Source organism: Flagellimonas crocea (genome assembly GCF_033441595.1).
Lineage (GTDB): Bacteria > Bacteroidota > Bacteroidia > Flavobacteriales > Flavobacteriaceae > Flagellimonas > Flagellimonas crocea.
The window spans coordinates 42,692-61,551 of the sequence record NZ_JAUZVX010000002.1 but is presented as its reverse complement, the minus strand read 5'-3'; the positions used below and the strand labels follow the sequence as shown (position 1 = coordinate 61,551).

At 41.9% G+C, this 18,860-nt stretch carries 16 protein-coding genes; 4 read left to right on the top strand and 12 right to left on the bottom strand.

The features are described from left to right. Positions 1 to 34 precede the first annotated feature (34 nt). The 9 genes from SD449_RS05465 to SD449_RS05425 form a co-directional block, all read right to left on the bottom strand. Positions 35 to 340, bottom strand: a complete 306-nt coding sequence (locus SD449_RS05465) for a hypothetical protein (RefSeq protein ID WP_318309272.1) — start codon at positions 338 to 340, stop codon at positions 35 to 37. Beyond that, entirely contained in the window at positions 341 to 6,820 is a 6,480-nt protein-coding gene (locus SD449_RS05460) for an FG-GAP-like repeat-containing protein (RefSeq protein WP_318309271.1), read from the bottom strand. 130 nt (positions 6,821 to 6,950) lie between these two features. After that, on the bottom strand, positions 6,951 to 7,412 hold the full coding sequence (locus tag SD449_RS05455; RefSeq protein ID WP_318309269.1) for a T9SS type A sorting domain-containing protein: 462 nt from the start codon (positions 7,410 to 7,412) through the stop codon (positions 6,951 to 6,953). A gap of 733 nt (positions 7,413 to 8,145) precedes the next feature. Continuing rightward, positions 8,146 to 8,682, bottom strand: a complete 537-nt coding sequence (locus SD449_RS05450) for a DUF7103 family protein (protein WP_318309268.1) — start codon at positions 8,680 to 8,682, stop codon at positions 8,146 to 8,148. A gap of 14 nt (positions 8,683 to 8,696) precedes the next feature. Beyond that, positions 8,697 to 9,491 carry a hypothetical protein gene (locus SD449_RS05445; RefSeq protein ID WP_318309267.1) on the bottom strand — a complete coding sequence of 265 codons (795 nt, stop codon included), beginning with the start codon at positions 9,489 to 9,491 and terminating at the stop codon, positions 8,697 to 8,699. A gap of 156 nt (positions 9,492 to 9,647) precedes the next feature. Beyond that, positions 9,648 to 10,028, bottom strand: a complete 381-nt coding sequence (locus SD449_RS05440) for a response regulator transcription factor (protein WP_318309266.1) — start codon at positions 10,026 to 10,028, stop codon at positions 9,648 to 9,650. Between the two features lie 79 nt (positions 10,029 to 10,107). Further along, on the bottom strand, positions 10,108 to 10,443 hold the full coding sequence (locus tag SD449_RS05435) for a KUP/HAK/KT family potassium transporter (RefSeq protein WP_318309264.1): 336 nt from the start codon (positions 10,441 to 10,443) through the stop codon (positions 10,108 to 10,110). Further along, complete coding sequence (gene nhaD / locus SD449_RS05430; RefSeq protein WP_318309263.1) at positions 10,440 to 11,705, bottom strand: sodium:proton antiporter NhaD; 1,266 nt, start codon at positions 11,703 to 11,705, stop codon at positions 10,440 to 10,442. Before nhaD ends, SD449_RS05435 begins: the two co-directional genes overlap by 4 nt. A gap of 22 nt (positions 11,706 to 11,727) precedes the next feature. Beyond that, complete coding sequence (locus tag SD449_RS05425) at positions 11,728 to 12,237, bottom strand: hypothetical protein (protein WP_318309261.1); 510 nt, start codon at positions 12,235 to 12,237, stop codon at positions 11,728 to 11,730. 540 nt (positions 12,238 to 12,777) lie between these two features. Between SD449_RS05425 and SD449_RS05420 the strand changes: the two genes are divergently transcribed. After that, the gene (locus SD449_RS05420; protein ID WP_318309259.1) at positions 12,778 to 13,731 is read left to right on the top strand and encodes a hypothetical protein; all 954 of its coding nucleotides are present in this window, start codon (positions 12,778 to 12,780) and stop codon (positions 13,729 to 13,731) included. Positions 13,732 to 13,861: 130 nt separating this feature from the next. Here the strand turns inward: SD449_RS05420 and SD449_RS05415 are convergent, their stop codons facing one another. Genes SD449_RS05415 through SD449_RS05405 form a run of 3 tightly spaced genes read right to left on the bottom strand, consistent with a single transcriptional unit; the run spans position 13,862 to position 15,976 of the window. Further along, a complete protein-coding gene (locus tag SD449_RS05415) occupies positions 13,862 to 14,359 on the bottom strand; it encodes a GNAT family N-acetyltransferase (RefSeq protein WP_318309258.1) in 498 nt (165 codons plus the stop codon). Beyond that, entirely contained in the window at positions 14,344 to 15,648 is a 1,305-nt protein-coding gene (locus SD449_RS05410; protein WP_318309256.1) for a phosphoribosylamine--glycine ligase, read from the bottom strand. The genes SD449_RS05415 and SD449_RS05410 overlap by 16 nt, the downstream gene beginning before the upstream one ends. A 25-nt stretch (positions 15,649 to 15,673) precedes the next feature. After that, a complete protein-coding gene (locus SD449_RS05405) occupies positions 15,674 to 15,976 on the bottom strand; it encodes a hypothetical protein (RefSeq protein ID WP_318309254.1) in 303 nt (100 codons plus the stop codon). A 1,121-nt stretch (positions 15,977 to 17,097) separates the two neighbouring features. Here SD449_RS05405 and SD449_RS05400 point away from each other — a divergent pair. The 3 genes from SD449_RS05400 to SD449_RS05390 all read left to right on the top strand — a co-directional run bounded on the left by SD449_RS05400 (position 17,098) and on the right by SD449_RS05390 (position 18,808). Beyond that, positions 17,098 to 17,391 carry a hypothetical protein gene (locus SD449_RS05400; protein ID WP_318309253.1) on the top strand — a complete coding sequence of 98 codons (294 nt, stop codon included), beginning with the start codon at positions 17,098 to 17,100 and terminating at the stop codon, positions 17,389 to 17,391. Between the two features lie 148 nt (positions 17,392 to 17,539). Next, the gene (locus tag SD449_RS05395; RefSeq protein ID WP_318309252.1) at positions 17,540 to 18,376 is read left to right on the top strand and encodes an RMD1 family protein; all 837 of its coding nucleotides are present in this window, start codon (positions 17,540 to 17,542) and stop codon (positions 18,374 to 18,376) included. Positions 18,377 to 18,385: 9 nt separating this feature from the next. Next, entirely contained in the window at positions 18,386 to 18,808 is a 423-nt protein-coding gene (locus SD449_RS05390; protein ID WP_318309251.1) for a hypothetical protein, read from the top strand. Positions 18,809 to 18,860: the final 52 nt, after the last annotated feature.

Genomic DNA, 18,860 nt, shown 5'->3' with positions numbered 1-18,860 from the left:
GACGAAAAAAAATCCCCTCATTAATGCACGCAAATTATAATTTGATGACATCATCATTATTGTTATTGCCACCTTTCCTTTTCTTAATTTGATTGGCCTTATCCATGGTTTGTTTGAATTTCTGCAATCTTTTGTATAGATATTGACAGGCATCCGCTTCATTTTCAAAGACCCTCAGCAATTCCTGCGCTCCTCTATCGGAAATTCCTATGATTTCCCATCTATTGGATAATTCTTGCAATACCAAAGACCCCGGTTTAGAAATATCACCATCCAATGAATATAGCTTACTTTCAATCCCTTCTTTTTCTAGTATTTCCTTAAGCTCGAATTTGTTCATCTAGTTAATTTTAATGATTATTCCTCGGCGTAAAAGTACATTAATTGGTACTGGGGTCTGGTATTGGTTACTTAACCCAAACGGTGCTACAAGCGAAGCTCTTACCGGAAAAGGCTTTATTACTTGATATCTGCTGAAGATTCCATCATTGTTCGGCGGCAACGCGAGAAATTCCTTGGGAGTACCAAATGGTGCCAAGTAATCCGATTTAGGCCCCAAAGAGCCAAATCTGTCCAAAATTGTATTTTCATACAAATAAGTGTCTTCAAAGGTTCCTGGAACGGCTCCATCATTTTCAGGATAATATTTGGTCAATGTGGATGTGCTCGCCTCGGAAGTGGGTTGCGCCGTTGGAGTAACCAAAGATTTACCGGTCAAAAAGTTAACCTTGTCCACACGTGATTGGGCATAGCCGGCCCCAAGTCCAGTCATTGCACCAATTACAGCGCCTTGTTTGGTTGCCTGCCATCCAGCATCAAGTGCCTCCTCAAAGCTTGCACCGGAACCCAACGCAATCGCAAAGCTTGTGGTTCCTCCACCAAGGGCCCCACCAATTACGCCTCCGACCAAGCTCTTAATCAGAGGGCTGGAAGTCCTTATTCCATTGATGACCACTCCTCCGAGCTGCCCTGCCCATTTGCCAAATTGGCCACCTACAAGGCCAGATACCGCGCCAATACCTATTCCCTCCCAAACGTTTCCTCCCGAAAGCCAGGCATTGGTACCTCCAACTATAGCCCCTCCTGCGGCCCATCCAGCCGGGCCGTACAAGGCCAAAGTGCCCGCCGCAAAACCCGCCCCGAACGCTGCAGCCCCCTGGCCCAACACTTGCCAAAAATTCCCTTGGATATTACCTTGAACTATGTTGACCACTAAATTCACAACCCCTCCGATTACACCTGCGATTATATCGTCAATACCCAGCCACTCACCATTGATGTCCGTATACATCAACGGATTGTTCCATGTGTAAGCATATCTATTGAAACTCAAGGAATTGTAAGGGTCCTGAACAAAGTTATCCGGCATCAAAAACCTATGTAGTATTGGATCATATAACCTGCCGTTCATGTGGACCAAATTGGCCCCGAACAAATGTTCATGCCCTGTAAACCCTCTATCCAACATGGCTCCACCGGCCATGCCGCCAGCGATAGTGGTCCCGCTGCCATTGGTCCATTTAACGATTTCCCCCCATGCGTTGAAATGGCGCTTTTCCCTTAGATTGCCATTTTTGTCCGTAACGGCCAAAATGCTTCCGAGATAGTCCCTATGAAGATATTGGTATTCTGCAACTGTAGTGCTGATCTGTTCGGAACGAAATATGACGGGAGAGGTATAGCCATTTCCATTGACATAGGTAACAAAAGTCGTCTTGCCAGTGTTCTTGTCCCAAGTGATATCCATGCTCCCATCCTCGCTATAGTGTCTTCGATATCTTCTTTGGAGCTTATCGGTCTGGGTATCCCCATAAAACATGTTTGCCCTACCCATACCGGCATTGTATTGAAAGCTAAAATACTCTTTGCCGGTCTCCTTGATTTCAACAGGGCTTTTGAATGCATTATAACTCACGTTCTGTGCCCCATAGTTATTGTAATAGGCCTCTCCCATAGCATTAAAGGCTAGCTCGGTCTGTTGAAAATTAGTGGTACTGTACTTATATTGCCCGAGTACACTATTCACATCAATCCTACCCTTGCTGTCATAGGTTTGGTTCCGGTTCCCATTGTTGTCGTTAAAGGTCAACAAACGGTCCATGCTGTCATAGGTAAAGCTCTCCGACCAAGTGAACAAACTATTGGTACGGCTATTGAGAATGCCGCGCTGTGCATTAAAATTATAGGTGAGCTTCATGACATCAACAGGTGTTGTGGTCACATTTTTCTGGGCCAATGCCTGGGTGAGATAGCCATTTGTATCATAGGTATTGGTCCGTTTCAGGCCCACACCCATAGTTGCCGTGGTGGCCTGGCCCCTGGCATTGAGTCCTGTGATATTGTACAATTCCTCATTCGAGGTAAAGTCATTAATATTCTTTAGTTGACCGTTTGCATAGGTATTCTTGGTCTTGATCTTGCTGAACTTATTATTGCTGAGCAACCGTGCCTCCCTTTCTTCCGTGGCTATTCTTCCATAGGTATCATACGTGAGCCATGTACTGAACTTGGCATAAGTATTCGTCTCAACGGAAGTGGCAAGTCTTTTATAACTGTCATAGGCGAAGGTGGTCGTTCCACTATTGCCATCCGTATTGGTCAAAGTGACGGATGTGGGTAACTTAGTTGTGCCATCATAGGCATAGTCCATGGTCATGTTCGTGGCATCACCAGTCACCTTTTTCTGTGTAAGTTTTCCAAGAGTTGAATAAACATAATCGGTCACACCCTTCGGGGTGGTCTCCTTAATAAGCTCTCCAAACCCGTTATACAAATAGGTATAAACCCCGGCGGAAGGATCGGTCAACTTGGTGCGGCGGCCCCAACCGTCCTGCTCCATGGATAGGGTAATCCCTCCATAAACCGTTGTCTTTAATCCCCCATTGCCATAGTAGGTGTAATCCATGGTCCCTCCAGGATCTACAACACGGGTAACATTGCCCATGGGATCCTTTGTAGTAGTGACACTTTTGGTACCGTTATTGACAGTCACAGAGAGGTTTGAATAGGTATAATTGCTGACCCTTCCCGTATATTCCGTAATGGTTTTCACTCGCCCATACAGATCATAATCGATGGTATTCCATTGTGAAGCGGAAGACCCGATAAAAGGTTCGCTCTTTTTCCAAAGCCTATCAAACTTGTCATATTGGAAAGATTGGCTTATCAATTGACCAAGAACGTCCTTTTTTGATGTTTTTGTGGTTCGCTTTAAAGGGTCATATACGGTGATGGTACTACTGCCATCATCTGCCGAAACTGTAACGGTATAGCTGTACAATGACTCCACATACGTGGTGTTGGCATTCTTCCCTAAATAGTCTGTCACCTTGGTCAATCGGTTCCAACCATCATAAAAATATTGCGTAATCAAACCGTGTGGATTCGTTTCCTTTTTTAGGGTTCCTGTTGCAGTATTATATTCGAAAGTCGTGATCAGGGACTCAACGTCCTTACTGGTCAACAGATATCGACCAGAGGAATCAAAGGTGAAATCCACCTGGCGGGCCCCTGTGTTATAGGGTGTGGTCACCTTCTTTGTAATGTTGCCAAAAGCATCATAGGTATAGACCTCGGTGTCGAACTGGGTCCCATTGCCCTTTTTCTTGAGAGTCGTCAGAAGGTATCCTGTGTAGGTGTACTGTTCCTCCGTGGTAAACGTGTTCCCATTTATGGTGCCTGTTTCCTTTTTGATTGTGGGCCTTCCTATGTAATAGGTTGCTCCAGTACTATGGGCATAGGTGACGTCGGTCACCCTTGTTCCCGACCCATTGTAATCGACCGTGGTCTTGATGGGAAGGTTGTAGGGATTGTTCGTTTCATACAGATAACTTGTGGAAACGGAAGTGTTTTCCAATCGATTCTGGGCAATGGATGTGTTCATCCAAATTTTGAATACCTTATTGGACAACAAAGATGACCCATATGAATTTGTAACTGCCGTCATATAATCGGAGGGCACCGTTGAATAATTTATGGTGTACGGGGTTGTATAAGATGTTGTTACCGCTCCGCGAAGGTTCATATCCTGTCTTGAAATATCCCAAATCCGATCCGTGTTTCCAGTGGTCCAATGGCTCCTTGCCAGTCCAAGAAACCCCATGAAACCAAGACCCTCGGTATTGCTTACCGCACCTTGATAGGAGAAATCCTGCCAAATGGTGGTGCCCGCATAAGTGCTGCTCCGTTTTAGAGAGCTGACCACGAGCAGTCCCGTGCCACTTCCAATATCCACGTAGGGAAAGAGTTGATCATCTTTTTCTTCATAGATCTTGATACCGTCGTTGCCCACATTGCTGGACGCCGCATCCAATTTGCGATAGGTAAAATCATAATTAACGCCATTCTGGCCTACGGTGCGCAACAACATATCCTGTCGGTTGTCCTGCCCAAAGGTGAAGTAGGTCACCCAGTTATTGCTTATCGTGGCAAAGTCCAAGTTCGTATTCTGCTTGTCCGATGAAGAAAGAAATACCGGTATGGGAAAATGGACCAGATTGCCCGTCTTGGTTTTTGCGACCCCACTTGAAAACTGGGGTGTGACATCCGTGGTCGTTGATTTGATATTCCTATACATCGTCAACGTCTGGGTGCCATTGGTACTGCCATTGGACGTATTGCTGTAATACTCTAAAATATCCGTTCTGCCATCCCCATTGATGTCTGATGCTATCAAATTATAAGTGGTCACCGGACTGGTCGCGGTCTGCGAGAGCTTATAGGTGAACGGATAAGAGACCTCTCTTTTGGTGAAGGTGGGCCCATTGGATAGAAATAAGGCAAATAAGGCACTATTGGTGGCTGTAGGAGTCATAAAATCGACCTTGCCGTCCCCATTGTAGTCCCCCAACAATACTGGATAATCCTTTTTGATCCTGGTATCCGTGGTCGTGCCAATGGGTTGTAGTGTAAAGGATGTGGCACTGAAACCATAGGCATAGATCTTTCCATTGGTCACATGCAAAAGATCCGTTTTGCCATCCCCGTCCACATCAGCAGTCAATAATTGATCCCCATAATTATAGGCCACGGACAAGGTTCCCGAAGTTCCTGAAAAGCCAGTGGTCAAACGCCTATCAAGATTGATGAAATACGCCTTTGAACTACTTACAATGGTATTATTGCATTCGCAACAATCTCCGGCCGCAGCCGCTGCAGCTGCTTCCGTTTCCTCACCTACCAAACCTATCCCTTGTACCTGCATTTGGGGATTTCCACCACCCCCGCATGGATTTTCAGGGGTGGAGGCCCGTAACGTACAGTTGTTGTAACTATAGGGCCTATTGATGGCGATGACATCTGTAAGCCCGTCACCATTGAAATCACCCGACACATACACCAGTGGCGCTTTATAGGTAGTGGCGGTCACGGAGCAACTTGATCGGCTCTGGTAACTGGGTGCGTTCCAACTCTTGGAGTAGAGCTGGGCGGCATAACTTGTCCCTGTCGGTCCATTGACCCTGAATACAACCTGCGCTCCAGAACCATTGGTAACGGTCAAAAAACCTTGGGTCTTTGACATGTGGTTCACGGCATTCAGATGGTTGATGGCCGCAACATGTACATAGGAGGTCAAACCGCTTACCAATTTTCCAGGTTCCGCACTGCCCTGTTTCACATTGTCAAATATCCAGACCTTGTTCCGCTGTGCCTGATCCTTTGGGACCAGGATAAAATCCATATTTCCATCGGCATTGTAGTCCATTGGTACCACATCCGCGGTTCGGGTCTCAATGTTGGAAACGCTCAAACTTGTGGTCACACTTCCATAATTCAATGTTGGGGAAGAAGAGGTATAGGTAAAGCTTATTGGGGAATGGGATAGGGTATTATCCCCATTCTTTTCGGTAACACTGGTCAACCTATCATAACCGAGATCATTGGAACTATGGGCCAGAACATAATTTCGGTAGCCTACCGCTCCTGTCTTTACCCTAATTTCTGAGAGTATTGTCTTTCTTCTGAAATCTTGACCGCCTATAAAGGATTGTTCAGCACGGGTCCTGGTCTTATATACGAATTCAATTTCGTTCAATGCAGATCCGCCATCCTTATGCCCAAATTTAATTTTACTGATGTTCAGACTATTATCAGTGAGGATATAGGTATAATCGACCACAACCCCTTGTGGGTTCTTCCATTTGGTTATGGCATAATCGGTCCTTGAATAACTATCCGTACTATTGCCATAAGTGGCAATGGAGCCATCGGGATAGGTAATCGTGAAATATTTGGGACCATAGGTTGACCCATAGGTAGAAACCAAATGGGAGGTTATCTTAAGATTTGAAAAGTTCTCCGTTTCGTATACGGCCCCGTCACCACCGTAGGTCCCGGACTTTAGCAGGAGTCGTTGTCCATCAAATGCAAAACGATCATTACCGTCAAAATCCACTGGATCGACATAATTATCATGATATTTTGTATTGGGTATCCGGGTAATCACAGATATACCCGAAATATTCCAGCCGTATCCAGCCAGACCATTGCCCGCCTGGCTGTTATATGCCAAGGCAATATTCGGGACCACTCCGTTGATTCCAGGAGGTACTTTGATGGGTATTGTATAAGAAGCACCGCCGGTCAAGGATACTGAGGCCTCACCAAGGGTCTCTGATATGTTTTCAGCACCTCCGGCCATGGACGACATTTGTGCCGAAGGTTCGAACATCAGAAAGGGAGGCATGATTTCGGAGGTATCCTCCTCTCGTTCCACCAATGGCAATGAAGAGGATTGCAATGGATATTCATTGTAATCCACTTGTCCAAAAAGGTCATGGATACCCAGGATCATCAATACGGAAAGTAAAAGTTTTTTCATATTATGGCAATTAAGGGTTGGCTCTGATTACTAAGAATGTAATCAGGATGTAATGGATAGGATAATTTTTTGAAAAGTCGGGTCCGATTTCCTCCAAGAATCCAGAAAGAAAACGGTGATCGCTTTAGGTTCAGCGCTTGATAATTTTAAAACTGCGCCATTTTCCACTATTGAAATGTACCTGGATGATGTACATTCCTGGCGGATAGTTCGAAAATTCAAACTGTTGTTCCAGCTGTCTACGACGGATATTGAAAGATTTCAACATCCGGTTATCAACGGTAAACAAATGAATTGAGGTGGGCACCAATTGTGGGTCAACTGTCCAATCAACGGTCAAAAGGTCTGTAACAGGGTTGGGAGCGGCCACAATTTCCATCCGGTCCATGGCCTCCTCAACTGTCAATGCATCCTCATCTACCATGGCTTGTAAAGAATCATTTTCCTTTGGCAGAACTGCCTTTAGACATGTAGCACATACCCTGTCCCGTAAAATCTGATTGCCACTGGTGTCATAGGTGAACTTTAACTTCTGTTGTGCGGAAAGCAGTGGAGAAAACACCAGAAATAATAGAAGTAATCTTACTTTCATGTATCAGAATATTTTGTAAGAAAAGTAGATTATTTTTTAATCCGTAAATACCGCGATTAAAAATATTTTATTATAATTTTTTGTTAAAAAATTTAGTTAACATATTGTTTTTCTGATAGTTAAAAAAAACGATGCTTTGTTGGATTTTTGATTGTTTTACTATCTTAAAATTACATTTTCAGCATGAAAACTGTTTTTAAGAACTCAATTATTGGAAAGAATTTAAAAATCGAATAAACGGTATGGAATTATTCCAAGAATTTTAACTAAAAATCTTCAGATGACGCTTTCGTCCAGGTTTGGAACTTCTTCGTAAAACGATCATTTTAAAGACATTAAGCCGTCAAATTTTTGTGAGTAAACCTTGTACAAGTATCCTAATATTTCTAGTGATTTTAATGAATAAAGAAAAAGCATCAGTGGATGCATGTATTCATAGATACATTCAAGACCGTAAAAATCCATAATGCAAAATTTGGCGAAACCTGTTTCATGCTGCAAGCATACCAAACCATTTGGAAATATTCAACTAAAAGTGAATCAGGCTTGACAACTATATATGGGAGGAAATCAACTTCTTTTTTTTAATCACCCCCTTGGTTTTTGCGACTGCATCTGTTTAGCCGCTATTCCCATCAAGATTATAAATTCAAGTTTAACTAATTTCTTGTTTTATAACAATAGCAAGTAAGGGACCATAGAATTGAATCTTTAAGTCAAAGTAATAATTCCCTTAGCCTCTAATGCCAATTACAAATAGAGCAAGCCATTCTGCCCAAAAAAGATTGATTAAGTTTTTATCAATTATATGAACAACCAGGGCTATAATAGATAGGACAGCAATGATATATCTAATGATTCTATCTGAATCTTTTCCGAAAAAAGCAATACTGAAGCTACTACCTACAAAAAATAATATGGCTAAAGCATAATGTGTTTTGGGGCACACATTCAAAGGGAACAGCAGAACACCAAAAAGCAGGAAGCCAAGGAAGATATTATATCCGTGTGATTTCCAAAAATTCCCGCTTAGTAAGGAATAACCAGAGTTCAGAGTAATTTGGATCACACCGTTATAAATAAAAAGCATTGCAGCTATGGTCAATACCATTCCAAAAACATGCCCTCGTTCCATGAGGACATAATCACTGATACTTGGTCTGAAAGGTGCTCCGTCATCTGCAATTCTCAAAAAAACAGGGATTAATATACAGAAAACCGCCAATACTATTTCGAGCGTACCAATGTAATTTTTTTCCGTGCTGTCCATAACTAATCATTATTTTAAAATGGTTTTTTATCCAGTTTCAAGGATAAAGAGACAAATGGGTTAAATCTGTAATACTTTTCATGAAGTTCATCAAAGCTTAGTGAAGCGTCGACCGTATCATTTATGAAGTATTTGGAATCCAATCTTTCTTGGCTATGGAAAGCAACTCCTGCCGTGAAAACAAAGTTCTGACCAATCATCATGGAGTAACCTCCAAAAATTGAAACTTGTTCTAAATCGAACCCTAGTCCCGCAGATGGTCCAAATGCCCAATTTTTTGAAAGGTTCATAAAACTGAACATTATACTCGGTACATAATCAATAATATTCTGTCCTTGATCACCCACAATTTGAAATGTCTCACCATCTGCAATAGTTTTATAGGTATCACTGTTCAATAAAAAAACCGCATTAATACCAAAGGTACTAGACCAGTCCCAATCTGATTGGCTCTTGAATATATACTTTCGAGTCTGTTCAGAGCCATCCTTTTCAATTTTAAAAAGAAAAGTGTACTCAGTATTGTCATTAAACTTTAATTTTTTTGGGAATAAGGGTATAGATTCATCTTGTTTGTTAAATTGTTTGATGCTATCAGATTCTGTTGGTGGCCATACAAGAGGTTTATATTTTGATGCATTTTTCCTCATTAGAACCTCTTCGATAACGATACTTGAATTACTTAAAATTTCTAATTCGTATTCAGTGCTTTCAACCAGAATTTCTTGGTTCAGTATTTCTTTATTTAAGTCGATAAACAATTTTTCCTGTCCTTGAATCCATACGGTGAGTATAATTAGGTTTTTCATGTTTGATCTATTTTGTTTAGTCAAAACTGAAAAAAACACCTGGTAAAACTATACCCATTCCTAGTGATTTTTTATCCAATTACCTACTTATGTAAATGCTTTAAACAAAAAATGGAGCGAAAGCTCCATTGAATCAAACAAGAAATTGACTAAAAGTTAAAACTCATATTTCTTCTCAACTGCATAGCGTAACAGCTCCCCAGCTCCACTTAAACAAAGTTTTCGAATCATATTTTTACGGTGCGTGTCCACCGTGCTTTTGCCGATAAAGAGTTCATCGGCAATTTGGTGGGAGGTACGCCCTTTAGCTATTAATTGCAATATCTCCCGCTCTCGGGTGGAAAGAACACTTTTAGAGCTATTCTTTTCGGTATTGGGCAAATGGATTTTTTTGTCGTAGTAGCTTTTACCAGAGGTCACTGTTCGAATGGCTTCCAAAACTATTTCAAGACTGCTATTTTTTAGAATATAGCCATGGGCTCCAACTTCCAGCATTTGTTTTACAGCCTCGTCCTGGTCAAACATGGTAAAGGCCACTACCTTGGTATAGGGTTTTCTTCCATTGTGTTTGAGCTGTCCAAACCAAGATCCTCAATAGCGCTCAAGCCTATTGATTTTAAAAATAGATTAAGTGGACACACCCGATAAGGATGGGATAACTGATCCACTTTGATTTTGCGGTCTTTTTTAAAAGGGCGTATAGGAAAAAAACACCGCCTTTCCTCTGGTTATCCGCGTTCCATGCCAAAAGGACATATTTAATGGTTGCAATGGGCATCAAGGTCCAAAAGACATAATAGGGACTGTCTAAAATGAGTTCGGGTCCAAAATTTGTGCCTTTGGTAATTGCTGTAAAAACATAAAGGGGAGATGTTCCGATGTCGCCGAAAACGATTCCCAAGGTAACCAAAAGAGCGCTTGGGGCTACCTTATAGAAGTTTCCCCTCATCATTGGATCAAGTAAACCACAATACCGGCAATGTATCCCATTAGCGCAAGGATGGTGAATTTTTTGAGGTACCAAAGAAAGTCTATGTTCAACAGACCCATTGCAGCAACTCCGGCAGCCGAACCAATAATTAGGGTGCTTCCACCTGTTCCGGCACAATAGGCCAAAAAGGTCCAAAAAGCATGGTTGCTGGGGTAAACATCCAAGGAATACATGCCCATGGTACCTGCAACAAGGGGGACATTGTCCACAATTGCCGATAAAAGACCGAGCAATGCATTGGAAACATAAAAGTTGCCCAAGCTTTGGTCCGTGGCCTTTCCAAAACTTTGCAATATTCCAAGCGTTTCAAGGGAAGACACTGCCAATAGGATACCCAAAAAGAAGAGGACACTTGGGGTATCTATCCGCCGTAGTGTCTCTGCCACTGAATATTGTCTTTGGATTTCCCTATCCTCTTTTCTGTGCATGATCTCGGTTACCAACCATAACACCGATAAGGCAAACAACATGCCCATGAACGGTGGCAAGCGTGTAAAGCTTTTGAAGAGTGGAACAAACAAAAGCAACATGACTCCTAGTATTAAAATAAATTTACTGACCTTTCGATGTGATGAAACAATGTACCCAGAATCGGACTTGAGAGGTCCTTTTAATATCCTCGAATCCGAAAACGTTATCAATAACAGCGGTATCAGCAAGCATGCGAGACTTGGCAAAAAAACCGTCCTTATGATTTCCATGGAACCGACATAGTTTGCATTCCACAACATTATTGTGGTCACGTCCCCAATTGGGGACCATGCCCCACCTGCATTCGCAGCGATGATGATAAAACCGGCAAAAAACCACTGATCTTCCGTGTTAGGGAAGATCTTTTTTAATAAAGCGACCATTACTATGGTGGTGGTAAGGTTATCGAGTACTGCAGAAAGAAAGAAGGTCAATAATGCGAGAATCCATAACAGGGAAGTCCTGTTCTTGGTCCGAATTAAACTTTGCACTATTTCAAACCCATGGTGCACGTCAATGAGTTCCACAATGGTCATGGCTCCGAGCAGGAAAAATAAAATTTCTGCAATTTGTTCAAAATGAAGGGCCAACTCATCAAAGGTCACCATTTCTTCAATCTGAAATGACAAAATGACCCAAGATAGTACCCCGATGAACAGGGCGGTAGCCGCCTTGTTCACCAGTATTTTATGCTCAAGGGCAATGAGAAGATAACCAACAATGAATATAATGATAACCAAGGGTGTTGCCATACATCAAGCAATTATGTCCTTTTTAGGCCGCAGACCTCAAAGGTCTCAGGGGATTGCAATGGCCCAGCACCAAATTTTTCCATTTTTCAGCCCTGGCGATTTCATGATCTTCCATATAGTGTCCATCAATATCATAAAAGTTCAGAAGCAACGGATGTTCCTTTTGACCAAAAAAGCCAATACTGAGATTTACTTTCTTGAGGTGTGTACATACCTTCCCATTTTGCCTTTTATTTATTACTTCTGTTGAGATGACACATTCCTTTACATTTAGCATGGGGATTTCCTCCTTGAGCAAACCTGTTATGGTAGTGCGCATATAAACCAGGGTTGAATGTCTTTTATCCAATCCGATGAATGTATTCCCCCAATGGTCATAATCTTCAAAGGAATATCCGCTTCGGATGATCTCTTTGTTAAAGAATTGTTCGATCTTTTTATTTTGTTGCCTGCCCAAATAGGCAGCGTAGAAAAAAGGCAAGAATATTGAAGCCGTCAAAATTGTGGACACAAGGCCCATTGAAAATTCCATAGTCAATAAAATTAATATCCAAAAATGTGTCATTATCCTAATTTAAACCCCATTTACAATAGGGTTTGGATAGTCATGGAAAACTATGGAAAGGATACAATAGGAGTCGACTGCAGCGAATATGGATCAGCCTGGAATTTTCGGTCCGCCCAACGCCTTTTTCCGGCAAGTTTGCGATTACCGCTCCAGAAGCAAATAAATTCTTTGGACTAGGCTTGATCTTAAAGTTTAAGTGATCTTGAACCGAGGACGGGTTGGAATTGGACTCTTGAAGAAAATACGTCTCAGGGAATGATTTTCTTTCATTTTCTCCAATACGTTGAATTGATTGGTTTTCTACAAAAGCGTAAGCAGGGCATTGCTGGCTAAATGTCCACAGAAAGTGTACAAATAAAAGTAGCTTTAAGAAACCCACTTAAATCAAATTTTAATCAAAGTTAGCTTTTCTTCGGTTAAGTAATTGTTAATTGTTGTTTGGGATATTGTATCCAAATATTTCGATGATCAACTATTCCTTTACTTTGTGCCCAAATCAACTACATGGAATCAATTGTTGGTTATTTGGGCTTCCTAATAGCCGCATATGCGGTTATTGCAAATGATATTATACAGACCCTGGGTACTTTCCTTTCGTCAAATCACAAAAGACCTTGGTATTTATTGTGGGGTTTTGCGGGAGTAATTTTGTTGATCACCTTGGTTTTCGGGTGGCTACAATTTCAAGGGGATGTTTCCTATGGTAGGTTGGAACAAATTCCCTTGCCGGAACGCTTGCACTGGTGGTATTTGATAGCACCAGTATCTTTATTGATCATTACACGGTTCGGTATCCCGGTAAGCACCACCTTTATGATCTTGAGTGTTTTTTCATCGACCCAGGTCATCGAAAAAATGCTGTTGAAATCACTCATGGGATATGCTGTTGCTTTTGGTTCGGCATTTTTGATTTACCTTCTTGTGGCAAGGACGTTGGAATCGAAGGCTTCATTGAGACTCATGGACATCAAGAAACAAAAAAGGTTCTGGCTGGCGGCGCAATGGGGTTCAACTGCCTTTCTATGGACGCAATGGTTGATTCAGGATTTTGCCAACATTTTTGTCTTTTTGCCACGAAGACTTACTATGGGCGAACTGCTAATTTCCTTGGTGGTCATTTTAAGCTTGATGGCCTACACGTTCCAAAAACGGGGTGGTAAGATCCAAGAAGTGGTTACCCAAAAGGTCAATACGCAGAATATCCGTTCAGCCACAATTATAGACCTGTGCTATGGCCTATTGCTTATGGGGTTTGGCAACCTGACCAATGTGCCCATGAGTACGACCTGGGCGTTTGTGGGTATTTTGGCAGGAAGGGAGGTGGCCTTGGGCTATTCTTTAAAGAAAAAGGAGCTGAAATCGACCTATAGGGTCATTGGAAGGGATTTTGCAAAAGTGAACATAGGTCTTATCATAAGTATTTTGATGGCCTATATAATAAAATCCCTTGGGATATGATTGATATCCCTAATCCAGAACGATGGTTGGACATAAAATCCTATACTTTGGCTTATGTTGTCCTAGAAGTGGGTTCTTGAAATTATGGTAGCTACAAACACAAAAAAAATTCCCGCTAAGATGCTTTTGGCTAACCTCCAAAATGGTTCGATGGTTCTAACGTCAAGAGTTCTTCAGACCGTTTGCCCTGGACAAGGGTACCCGTCCATTTGAACCCATTTTTTTCATAAAATTCAATTAGGCTCGGTTCTTCAACGGTGAGCCAAAAACCTTTGTCACTGTATAAAGCCTTCATACTTTCCAACCAGGTGCTTCCTATATGCTGCCCTCTATACTTCGGTACCACAAATAGGAAACCAATATATAAATAACCTCTTTCTACAAAAGTTTCCACTTCCTTTTCAAAAATTTTCATCTCTGGTGGAAGACCCTTGAATACCATTCCTCCCCCCAAAATATGGTCCTGTTCCGTGATAGCAAATAACTCCATATGGTCCACAGTATTCTCCAGATAAATGTAAAAATCCCACTGCCATTCTTCAGGCATAGCTGCCAAGAACTGATCTGGGGGTTTTTCCCACTTTAAAAATCGTCTCCCATTCTGGTCAAAATCTATAACAGTCCCCATGACCACAGTTTATCCGAATCTTCCAGCCATCGGTCACCGATGTCAGTACGGTAATATCCATTGTTGACAATGACATTTTGGATACGGTTGTACATACTTCGCTGTGCATCCCGCATGGTAATCCCGGTCCCGGTCACCAAAACAGCGATTCCCGTATTTCCAGTAATGAGCCATTGATCGTTCACTTTTTTCACATGCATTGGATGTACTCCCTCTTTCTGGTCCTTTTTGAACACCACCACCGCGTCTTTGGAAAAAAGCTCAAACGTCTTTTTGTCATCGTAAGGAAATGGGGGCACAACAATATATGCCCCGACCTGGAACCCCTTTCTTACCTGGATCTGGGTTTTGGTCCCATCCGCGACTCCCATAAGTAGCGCACTGACAGGATCCAAAAGACCCGCCCGTTGGATAAACACTTGGGGGTATCCAAACCTTGAGGTGAATTCCAAGGGATATAGCCCATTGCCATTGACAATACAGTTCAGGTCAATATGCCCTCGGAACCCCTGTTCCGCCAAAGTACTTTCGAAAGGTTTCAATGTCCTCTGGAACAACGGAGAGTCATTTGTCCAGAACATACTGGTGCCCATTTCCCCAGTTGAAACCCCCAGTTCGCCGGGAAACAGTTTCTTGTGCTCAAATGTGATGTTCACAGGCTGTAAAAACTGTTTTCCATTAAAGTAGGCCCCTATGGAAACCTCAACACCCTTTACCTTATGCTGCAGTTGAAAAGTACCAAATCGGTCTCCCCAGGATTTCTCGTAGGCATGCAACATCCGTATCACATCCAGTCCACGGTCATCATTGCCCACGAACAACAGCTGTTTAAGCTCTTGTGTCTTTCCAGACGGTTTGAGCACATAGGTATTTGGGTGGGCCTCAATATGGGCAATGGCCTCAGAAAACGAGTCAAAATCCCTGGAAGCCAAAGTCTTTATCTTGTGCCTTCGAAGTTCTGCCTGACCGAAGTTACGGTCCAGTTCGAGACGATCCGTGTATAGGGAACCTCCAAAGACCAATTTTCCCGTGGCCCTTAAATCTTCGCATTCTGCACCATACCCCGTATAGTCGAATACAATGTAATCGGCCCACTTGATGTGCTTTTTCCAATCAAAGGCTTTGGGCACAAAACCATACCCAATCTCACGCGACGATCTATCCTCTATGAACAGTTTGACATGATGTCCCTCATTTTTTACGGCAAGGGCAACATCCAAAATCTCGCCCCAGCGTGAAACAAACAACATCCTATTCCCCTTTTGCTCTTGCTTTTTTGGCTTCCCCATGATAAGAAATGACGGCTCTTTGGAATCAATCAATCAATGAAAGTCCAGTTATGACATAGTTCTCATAGGTTTCATCAGTATCCCCGTCCAATTCTTCCTCTATGATATAGGTCACCTTGAAATTGCGGCCCACAAGGGATTCATCGGAAAGATCATACGATTTCAACACGGCATCTTCCACACTTTGGAACGAATAGGTATTGCCATCCTCATCCGTGAAATAATAGATTTCTTCTTCCAGGCCATCATAAGTGGCGGTAATGGTATTCTCTTGGGACATGTCTATCCAGGACAAAACAAGGGTCATTAAAATAATTACAGTTTTCATAGTACATAATTTTGGATCAATAAATTCAGTATTTGTCAGTAAAAGAATCACCTGTCCTGAATGAATACGAAGAGGAGGTCCAATAATAGGCCTCTTGTATGGAACAGGTCTTAATCAGGCTGTGTAAAAAAATTGGAGGCTTAGTCTGGAGACCAAGGCATGGAACACTTGTTGGTGCAATGATTTTGGGAATACATCCTCTTTGTCGGGCACCTACCCTGTAGATGGTTTTGGAGACGAATTCCCTAGACACCAAAACCCCGACATTGTTGTTTGCAAGCATGGCCCTTCGCCCTAAGCGAGGCTCTTAAATAACAATCCAAAGGAAGTGAAAAAACCGATATATTGTATTGAAGTTTAGCTAATTTTTACAAAACTGTCCTTTGGTTTTTTCTTGGGTCCCTACATACTTCCTTTTTAAGGAGAAAACTGGAAAATAGAATACGGAACCCGATTAAAGGCCGGTTCTCAAAAACATCAATTGAAAGGAACTATAGGGCAAGGAGGGTTAGTACTTGCATTTTTATGCCCATACGTTGTCGTATTCACTATTAACAAACACAAATTAGAACTTATTTAACTGATAAAAAGCCACTTACATATTCCTTAAATTTAACACAAAAGAATTCTTCAAGACCGAAATTGCATTACCTTTAGGTTGGAATTTGAGTGGTCAAAATTGTAAAGAAAAGACCATTCTCCCGATGAAACCGATTTTTTGGATTCGGGCTTTGAGATATAAGGAGATCTATTTCAAAAGCGTTCTTGCGGTTAAGAAGCCGGATCTTGGCGATGATCTTCACAGTTGTACACCAAATACCAAGGGAGAAACCATTCCTTGGAACCCATGGATTATTTATCAATTGCCCCCCTTGATCAGGCTATGTCTTGAGATTTATGCCCATAACCTATTCAGCCGACTGGACCAGACAAAGAACAGTTGGCCATCCAGGAAACGACCCTCTTAAGAACAGAAAACTAAAAAAACTACAGCGTAAAAAGAATTTTTTTTTGCATATCACATGCGGATTGTTGAGCAAATTTCCGCTAAAAGCGACCGATCTTGAGGTGATATAACTTTCGGCGAGATTCATTGTAAAATCATACTAAATGTACCGGACATGAAAAAATCATCTTTTTTGTTCACTGCACTTGTCACTTCAATACTTGTATCAAAAATCTTTGAATATCCTGATACCCGTACAACAAAAAAACGGGAAGGACAGATGGCCGTTTCCACATCTGGAAGAGAAGGCCACAATTTCAAGATTCCAGCAATGGAAAGTGAAACGGAACAGTCAATCCAATTTAGAATCGTACCATATGGGGTTAGCGACACTCCTCAAGTAAATAGTGAGCTCCACTATGCCCTTGATCAAAGTCTTGTGCCTATCAAAATCTTCGGCCCTAAGTGATTTTGAGCTTATGCACCATGTTTCCGAATTCGCTCATAATACCGATGCCCAACATTGATAAATCAGAGCAAGTATTATCGAGACATTCGTTTCTGCTTGGTCCATTAATACTCGAAATCCCCTAACATCAGTTTAAAATTTAATTATCATGAAAACGTCATTGGATTTGATAGCCCCAGGAATAAGAAAATTGGATTCTTCATCCGGGCACTTTGCCTATGCCCATCAGATTGCCGAGGCAATTTCCATAACTTCCTGTAGGTCAAAATTCAAGGGCAGGCTTATTTATTCCGATAACGATGAACTGTTCTTTGAACGGTACAAGGGCGAATTTGTCCATATCTTTAAGTATGGTGTGGTGTGCACCTATAATGCCAATTCAGAAGAAAGGGTAAAAGTGGTCAAGGAGGTTCTTCCCCACTGCAGAAATCCCTTGAAAACCCATCTTATAGAAAAAATTGAGGTCTGTACGGACAAAAAGGAGAACAAGGTCACCTTTGACAAGATAAACCTAACCATGTTCCGTGTCGATTCCATCCGTTTGATCATGCTATATGTATCCCAATCAGTGGCATTGAACAGATACGCGGGGATTACCTCAGAGATTCTAACCGACACCGAAAAACATACTGCCAATTTGGAAAAAAATGGTCGGTTGAGCATAAGCGGAGCCAAACTCAAAAGATATATTGGCCGTGTACTCAATGTGAAAAATAAGATTTCGGAGAACCTCTATATTTTCGATTCCCCTGAGGCAACATGGGAAGATGAAAACCTGAACAGACTGGACCAGGACCTTAAGATTACATTTGACCTGAAGAACAGATATAGATGTATCCATCATCAGATTGAAATCATCAAGGATAACCTTGAACTCTTCAAGGACATGACTTATCATCGCGAGAGCAGCCGATTGGAATGGGTGATCATCATCTTGATCCTTGTTGATGTGATTGACCTCTTACTCACCAAATTCATCAACTAAATCAGAAATATGGAACTTATCAGTTTTTTTGAATCAAAGGAATACAAAAACAAGGTGGCCCATTTTGCCGCCATTGTTAAAATGATGACCACCAATGGTTCGGTCAATGCCGAAGGAGGAAAAGTAATCAAAAGATTTTCCGAGAAGCTTGGGATAAGGCCGGAAGAATATGGTCATATCGTTACCAATCCAGAAAAATTTATCTCCCTCCCTCCAAAGAATGAAGAGGAAAAGCTGGAACGGATATATCAGCTGTTCAGTATGGTTTACAAACACCATTATATGAATGCCCTAGAGCAAAAACTGATGATCGGATACACCATGCAGCTTGGTTATTCAGAAGAAAGTGCGAAGAAGATTGTTGACAATTCGGCAAGGCTTTTCATGGGAAGATTGCATTTTAGGGAATATCTCAAACTGGCCAAGAAATAAGGGTTTATCCCGCTTAAATGAGAAGTTTCCGTACAGCGTAAAAGCAAATAAG